The following is a 6,595-nucleotide window of genomic DNA, read 5'->3' on the forward strand; positions in this document are numbered from 1 at the left end:
CGCTCGAGCAGCGTCGCGATGCCCTGCTCCAGCGACGCGACCCGGGACTCGAGCGCGGCGATGCGGTCGTCGGCCATGTGCCGGTGATTCCGAAATCACGGAATCACGTTTGCCCATATCGCCGCGCTGCAGCCTCAGACGACGCTGGCCCCGCCGTCGACGATGAACTGCGTGCCCGTCGTGAACTTCGCGGCGTCGGAGAGCAGCCAGGCCGCCTGCTCCGCGATGTCGATCGGGTCGCCCAGGGGCTGGGTGGCCTCGAGCTGGGCGGCGAGGACCGGGTCCTCCATGACCGCGCCCAGCATCGGGGTGCGGATCGAGCCCGGGAGGATCACGTTGACCCGGATGCCCCGCTTGGCGTAGTCGAGGGACGCGGAGCGGGTCAGGCCGATGACGCCGGTCTTGCTCGCGATGTAGCCCGGCATCCCGGGCACGGTGTTGTTGGCGGCGAGCGACGAGGTGTTGACGATCGCGCCGCCGCCGTGCTCCACCATGTACGCGATCTCGTGCTTCAGGGAGAGGAAGACGCCGGTCAGGTTGATCCCGATCGCGCGGTTCCACTCCTCCAGGGTGGTCTCGTGCAGCGCGGACTGCGGGCCGATCCCGGCGTTGTTGAACGCGCCGTGGAGCCCGCCGAAGGCCTCGACGGTGCCGGCGACGAGCGCCGCGACGCTGTCCTCCTGCGACACGTCGGTGCGGAAGAAGCGGGCGGTGCCGCCGGCCGTGGTGATCTGCTCGACGGTCTCGGCGCCGCCGGCCTCGTCGAAGTCGGCGACCGCGACCGACGCGCCGCGGGCGGCCAGCAGGATCGCGGTGGCCCGGCCGATGCCACTGGCGGCGCCGGTGACGATGATGCTCTTGCCCGTCAGGTCGAGGGAACGGAAGGACGTCTCCGTCATGGTGTGGTGCTCCTCTTGAGGTGTTCGTGAGGCCCTGACCGGTGATCCGGCCGGGCGTGGGAGAAGATCGAGAGCTCGGCGATGGCCTCCCGGAGCGCGTCGACGGGATCCCGTCCCGCGTCGATCAGCTCCTCCAGGGCCACGCGGATCACCGCGAACGTCGTCGCCGAGGCCACGCGGGCGCGGACGGACGGCGCGTCCACGCCGAGGCGCTCGGCGAGCGCCGGGCGGACCAGCTCCTCGCCGTCGTGGAACGCCTGCAGCAGGACCGCGCGCAGGCCGGCGTCGCGGAACAGCAGCGGGAACAGCCCGCGGGTGCGGGCCGCGTGCTCGCCGCCGACCCCGAGGTCGAAGCCGGCGATCACCGCCTCGCTGATCGCGAGGTCGGTGCGGGTGCGGATGGTGTCGGCCAGGAGTGTCGAGCCCCAGTCGAGCACCGGGCGCACGGCCTCGTGCTTCGTCGGGAAGTACCGGTAGAAGGTGCGCTCCGACAGCCCCGCGGCGTCCGCGAGCTCGTCGCCCTTGAACGCCACCGACCCACGCTGCACGTAGAACAGGCACACGGCCTCGGAGGCCTCGAGCATCGATCGGGTCAGCCGCGGACTGGGCACGTCACCGACGCTACTCCCCTACTGGCAGAAACTGCCAAAACACGGGGATCCTGGGCTCCGGCGCGGCGGGATGCGGGTCGCCGGACGCGGCGGAGACCGCGCGCGGTCAGCTGCCGCGCAGGAAGTCCGGCGGCTCGAGCGGGCGGTCCGGACCGTTGTTCTCGCGGAGCCGTGAGCCGGTGCTCGACGACGATCCCGGACCGAGCTGGCGGGGGCCGCCGGTGGTGCCGCGTCCGACCTCCCGCGGCCGCCGCTCGGACGCCCGCCTCTCGGCGTCGCGGTCCCGCGGGGGCGTGCGCGCCGGCCGGTCCGCCGGCCTCGGCGTCACCCGGTCCAGCGCTCCGACGAGCGCGGCGTGGGTCGCGCGGACGTCGTCGAGGAGGATCTTCGCGTTGACGTCCAGGGAGCGGCCGAGCTCGCGGAGGTCCTGGGCCAGCGTCTCGCCCTCGCGCAGGACGTGCTGGGCGACCTCGCGGGCCCGGCGCAGCGAGGCGTTGGAGCGCTTCTGGACCTCGTCCTCCGTGGCGGCGGCCAGGCGGACGGCCTCCTCGTGGGTGGTCCGGGCGGCCTCGGTGACCTGCCGGGCGGTGGCCTCGGAGTGCTGGCGCAGCTCGGAGGCGCGCGCCTCGGCCTCTCCGACGCGGCGGGCGGCGTCGGCCTGCGCCTGGGCGAGCAGTGCCTGGGCGCGCTCGGTCGCCTCGCGGGTGACCTCGGCCGCGGTCTGCTCGGCCCGGGCGCGCTCGTCGCCGACCGTGACGCGCGTGGCGGACTCCAGGCGGCTGGCCTCCTGCTCGGCCTCCCGCAGGCGCCGCTCGCCCTCCTGGATCGCCTGGCGGCGCAGCTGCTCGGCCTGCTCTGCCGCCTCGCGCTCGGCGGCGGTGCCCTCCTGCTGGATGCGCGCGCGGCCGTCGAGGATCACCTGCTCGGCCGTGGCCCGGGCCTCGGCGAGCAGGTCCTCGGCCTCGGCCTCGGCGGCCGCGACGCGCATCGCGGCGGCCCGCTCGGCCTCGGCGATCCGGGCGTTCGCGCGCGCCTCGGCCTCGGCGACCTGCGCGTTGGCGGCCTTGACCGCGTCGTTGCGCAGGGTCTCGGCCGTCTCCTCGGCGGCGGCGACGATCCGCGCGACCTGGTCCCCCGGGGCCGACGAGGCGCCTGGGAGCCACGCCAGGTCGTCGTCGGGCCGCGCGAGGCGCGGTCGGGGGCGTCCTGCCATCCGGCGAGGATCCCAGACCGCGCGGCTCCCGTGTCGGGCGGGAGGAGGTGTCCGGCCTCGACCTCGACGCCCGCCGGGTACGCCGCACGCCGCGGCCTCACGGCCTAGGTACCTCGTTGGCGATGGATAGAGGTCCCGGTGCACCCGGAGTTGCCGGCACCCGGTGCGGCCCGTACGTTCGGGTCCCTCCCCGACGCGGTGGCGGTGGGCCTATAGACCGATGTACAGAGGTCCGCTCTACCATGGAAGGTCGCGCATGGAGCACCGTTACGATCCTCAGGACATCGAGCCCCGCTGGCAGCGTGTGTGGGCGGAGGAGAAGACCTGGGAGGTCGACAACGCCGTCCTCGACGATCCAGCCGTCGACCCGGTCTACGTCCTCGAGATGCTGCCGTACCCGTCGGGCGAGCCGCACGTCGGGCACCTGAAGAACTACTCCATCGGCGACGCCGTGGCGCACTTCAAGCGGCGCCAGGGCAAGACGGTCCTGCACCCGCTGGGCTACGACGCGTTCGGCCTGCCGGCGGAGAACAACGCGATCAAGACCGGCCAGCACCCGCGCGACGCGACGGAGAAGTCGATCGCGTCGTTCCAGGAGCAGTTCCGCGACTGGGGCGTGTCGATCGACTGGTCGCGCGAGATCGCGACGCACCGGCCCGAGTACTACCGCTGGACGCAGTGGCTGTTCCTGAAGCTGCTCGCCGGCGGGCTGGTCGAGCGCCGCAGCGCCGCGGTCAACTGGGATCCGGTCGAGGAGTCGGTGCTCGCCAACGAGCAGGTCATCGACGGCCGCGGCGAGCGCTCCGGCGCGCTGGTGGAGATCCGCCAGCTCGAGCAGTGGTTCCTGAAGATCACCGACTACGCACAGCGGCTGATCGACGACCTGGACACGATCCAGTGGCCCGAGCACGTCAAGACGATGCAGCGCAACTGGATCGGCCGCTCGGCCGGCGCGCGCGTGTCGTTCCAGTGCGAGGAGACCGGCGACGACTACGAGGTCTTCACCACCCGCCCGGACACGCTCTTCGGCGCGACGTTCTTCGTCCTCGCCCCGGAGCACCCCGACGTCACCGCGCTGGTGGCGGGGACCGACCGCGAGGCCGAGGTCAAGGCGTATGTCCAGCAGGCGCTGACCGCCGAGCGCGGCGAGCGCGGCGCGGCCGACAAGCCGAAGACCGGCGTCTTCCTCGGCCGCCACGTCGTCAACCCCGTCAACGGCGACCGGCTGCCGATGTACGTCGCGGACTACGTCCTCATGGACTACGGCACCGGCGCGATCATGGCGGTCCCCGGCCACGACCAGCGCGACTTCGACTTCGCGCAGGCGTACGAGCTGCCGGTCAAGCGGGTCATCCAGGGTGCCAACGAGGGCGCCCCGGACGACCACCTGGGCGACGACGCCGCGTGGGAGCTGTCGCCCGAGGCGTTGCCGTACATCGGCGACGGCCCGGTCGTCGACTCGCACCCGGACTTCGACGGGCGCCACAACCGCGAGGCGCTCGCGGCGATGAACGAGTGGCTGAAGGGCGAGGGCAAGGGCGAGGAGGCGATCAACTTCCGCCTGCGCGACTGGCTCGTCTCGCGCCAGCGCTACTGGGGCTGCCCGATCCCGGTGATCCACTGCCCCGAGCACGGCATGGTGCCGGTGCCCGAGGACCAGCTGCCGGTCGTCCTGCCCGACGTCGAGGACTACAAGCCGAAGGGCCGCTCGCCCCTGGCCGCGGCGGAGGACTGGGTCACCACCACCTGCCCGACCTGCGGCGGTCCCGCCAAGCGCGAGACGGACACGCTGGACACCTTCGTCGACTCCTCCTGGTACTTCCTGCGCTACACCGACGCGCAGAACGCCGACGCGCCGTTCGACCCGAAGGCGACCAACCGCTGGATGCCGGTCGACCAGTACATCGGCGGCGTCGAGCACGCGATCCTGCACCTGCTCTACGCGCGGTTCTTCTGCAAGGCGCTGACGGACCTGGGCGTCCTGAACGTCAACGAGCCGTTCCAGAACCTGTTCACGCAGGGGATGATCACCAAGGACGGGGCGAAGATGTCCAAGTCCAAGGGGAACGTCGTCGCCCCGCGGGCGATCATCGACCGCTACGGCGTCGACACCGCGCGGACCTACGTCTGCTTCATGGGCCCGCCGGACCAGGACGCCGACTGGTCCGACGAGGGCGTCGAGGGCGTCTCGCGGTTCCTCGGGCGCCTGTGGCGGCTGTCGGCCGAGGCCGCCGAGCGCGTCGGCGGTCCGTCCGGCGTGCGCGGCGCGGTGCGTCCGGGCGACGAGGCGGCGAACGACGCCGACTCCGGCGTCGCGTCCGCCGAGCCGCACACGGTCGTGGCCGGCATCCTGGCCCCCGCGTCCCCCGAGGGCGACGACCTGGAGCTCGTCCGCAAGGCGCACTGGGCGATCGACAAGGTCACGCAGGACCTCGACGGCCGCTTCGCGTTCAACACGGCGATCTCCGCGGTGATGGAGCTCGTCAACGCGGTCTCCTCGCGGCGCAACCGGCTGGTCGAGTCGAAGCCGAAGCCGCTGGAGGTCGACGACCTCGGCAACGAGACCTTCGACCCGGAGGCCCTGGAGTCCTGGTCGATCGCGACGGCGTCGGGCTGGGCCGCGATCCGCTTCGCGCTGACGACGGCCAACACGCTGCTGCAGCCGTTCGCGCCGCACCTGACGGCCGAGGCCTACGAGCGCCTGACGGGCACCCGCGTCTGGGAGCAGCCGTGGCCCGAGGCCGAGCAGCGCTACCTGGAGCGCGACGAGTTCGAGCTCGTCGTCCAGGTCCAGGGCAAGGTCCGCGACCGCGTGATGGCCCCGACCGGCGCGTCGAAGGACGAGCTGGAGACGCTGGCGATGGGCCGCGAGAAGCTGCAGCCGTTCCTCGAGGGCAAGACGGTCGTGAAGGTCGTCGTGGTCCCGGGGAAGCTCGTCAACGTGGTGGTGCGGTAGGGACGCACCGGTCTGGTGGGCGGTCGGCCGGCCGGCCGCGGGGCGCGCCGCGCGCGGCGCGGGGCCGCGTCGAGTTCCGGATCGACTCCCTCCTACGGGGCCGATCCGGAGCACGTCTGGGCCGCGCCACCGGTCGTCGGGTCGTGTTCCGGATCCACCCCCGCGGGGCCGATCCGGAACACGTCCAGGGCGTGCCAGGGGTCAGCTCACGCCGCTGGGCAGCCCTGGCCCGTGTGGTGGAGCCCGCTGCCCGAGCCCGCCTCCGGGGCCCGCCGCGCGCCCCCGCTGCCGCCCGCCGCCCGCCGCCCGCCCCCCCCCGTCGGTGCCCGCGGCCCCCGCCGCCAAAGTCGGCACGGGCGCGGCACGTTCGGGACGTCCCACGCAACGCGGGCGTTCGTAGCCTCGGCGGAGTGCTGGATCGTCCCTGGGTGCGCCTCGTCCTCGGGGCTCTCGCCGCCGCCCTCCTCGGGGCGATGGCCGCGCGCGTCGCAGTGTCGGTGGCCGATGGGGGCGGGGCCGGGACCGTGGCGTCGGGGGCCGGCGGCGGATCCTCGCGCGGTGGCTCGTCGGGATCGTTCACCTCCACGGGTGGAGGGGCGTCGGGGGACGGTGGCCAGGCCGGCGGGGCGTCCGGCGACGCTGCCGGCGGGTCCGCCGGTGCGACGGCCACGCTGTCCGGCGGGTCCGGCCGGGTCACGGTCCACGTCACCGGCGAGGTCCGGCGGCCCGGCGTCTACGCGCTCCGCGACGGGGACCGGGTGAACGACGCCGTGAAGCGCGCGGGCGGCGCGACGCGCGACGGGGACCGCCAGGCGCTGAACCTCGCGGCGCCGGTCCGCGACGGGTGACGTTCAGGGCGCACCTGGAGCTTGCGGACCTTGCGGTTGCGTTGAAGCGACGGGTCATCATCCTGCAG

5 protein-coding genes are annotated in these 6,595 nt (G+C 73.6%); 2 read left to right on the top strand and 3 right to left on the bottom strand.

All coding sequences use genetic code 11. The features are described from left to right. Window positions 1-134 precede the first annotated feature (134 nt). The 3 genes from AB0L40_RS08520 to AB0L40_RS08530 form a co-directional block, all read right to left on the bottom strand. Window positions 135-899 (bottom strand): SDR family oxidoreductase, encoded by a 765-nt coding sequence (locus AB0L40_RS08520; protein ID WP_364352101.1) that lies wholly within the window; start codon window positions 897-899, stop codon window positions 135-137. Further along, a complete protein-coding gene (locus tag AB0L40_RS08525) occupies window positions 896-1,510 on the bottom strand; it encodes a TetR family transcriptional regulator (RefSeq protein WP_364352104.1) in 615 nt (204 codons plus the stop codon). Before AB0L40_RS08525 ends, AB0L40_RS08520 begins: the two co-directional genes overlap by 4 nt. Before the next feature lie 106 nt (window positions 1,511-1,616). Continuing rightward, on the bottom strand, window positions 1,617-2,723 hold the full coding sequence (locus AB0L40_RS08530; protein ID WP_364352107.1) for a hypothetical protein: 1,107 nt from the start codon (window positions 2,721-2,723) through the stop codon (window positions 1,617-1,619). Window positions 2,724-2,979: 256 nt separating this feature from the next. Between AB0L40_RS08530 and leuS the strand changes: the two genes are divergently transcribed. Both leuS and AB0L40_RS08540 read left to right on the top strand, forming a co-directional pair. Continuing rightward, window positions 2,980-5,679, top strand: coding sequence for a leucine--tRNA ligase (gene leuS / locus AB0L40_RS08535; protein ID WP_364352109.1), 2,700 nt, complete (start codon window positions 2,980-2,982; stop codon window positions 5,677-5,679). 410 nt (window positions 5,680-6,089) lie between these two features. Then, entirely contained in the window at window positions 6,090-6,527 is a 438-nt protein-coding gene (locus tag AB0L40_RS08540; protein ID WP_364352112.1) for an SLBB domain-containing protein, read from the top strand. Window positions 6,528-6,595: the final 68 nt, after the last annotated feature.

It is taken from the genome of Patulibacter sp. NPDC049589, from assembly GCF_040675535.1.
In the GTDB taxonomy this organism is placed as follows: domain Bacteria; phylum Actinomycetota; class Thermoleophilia; order Solirubrobacterales; family Solirubrobacteraceae; genus Patulibacter.

Excerpts from the sequence above, each read along its gene's own strand:
- leuS (WP_364352109.1), top strand. The coding sequence starts at position 2,980 with ATGGAGCACCGTTACGATCCTCAGGACATCGAGCCCCGCTGGCAGCGT.
- AB0L40_RS08520 (WP_364352101.1), bottom strand. The coding sequence starts at position 899 with ATGACGGAGACGTCCTTCCGTTCCCTCGACCTGACGGGCAAGAGCATC.
- AB0L40_RS08530 (WP_364352107.1), bottom strand. The coding sequence starts at position 2,723 with ATGGCAGGACGCCCCCGACCGCGCCTCGCGCGGCCCGACGACGACCTG.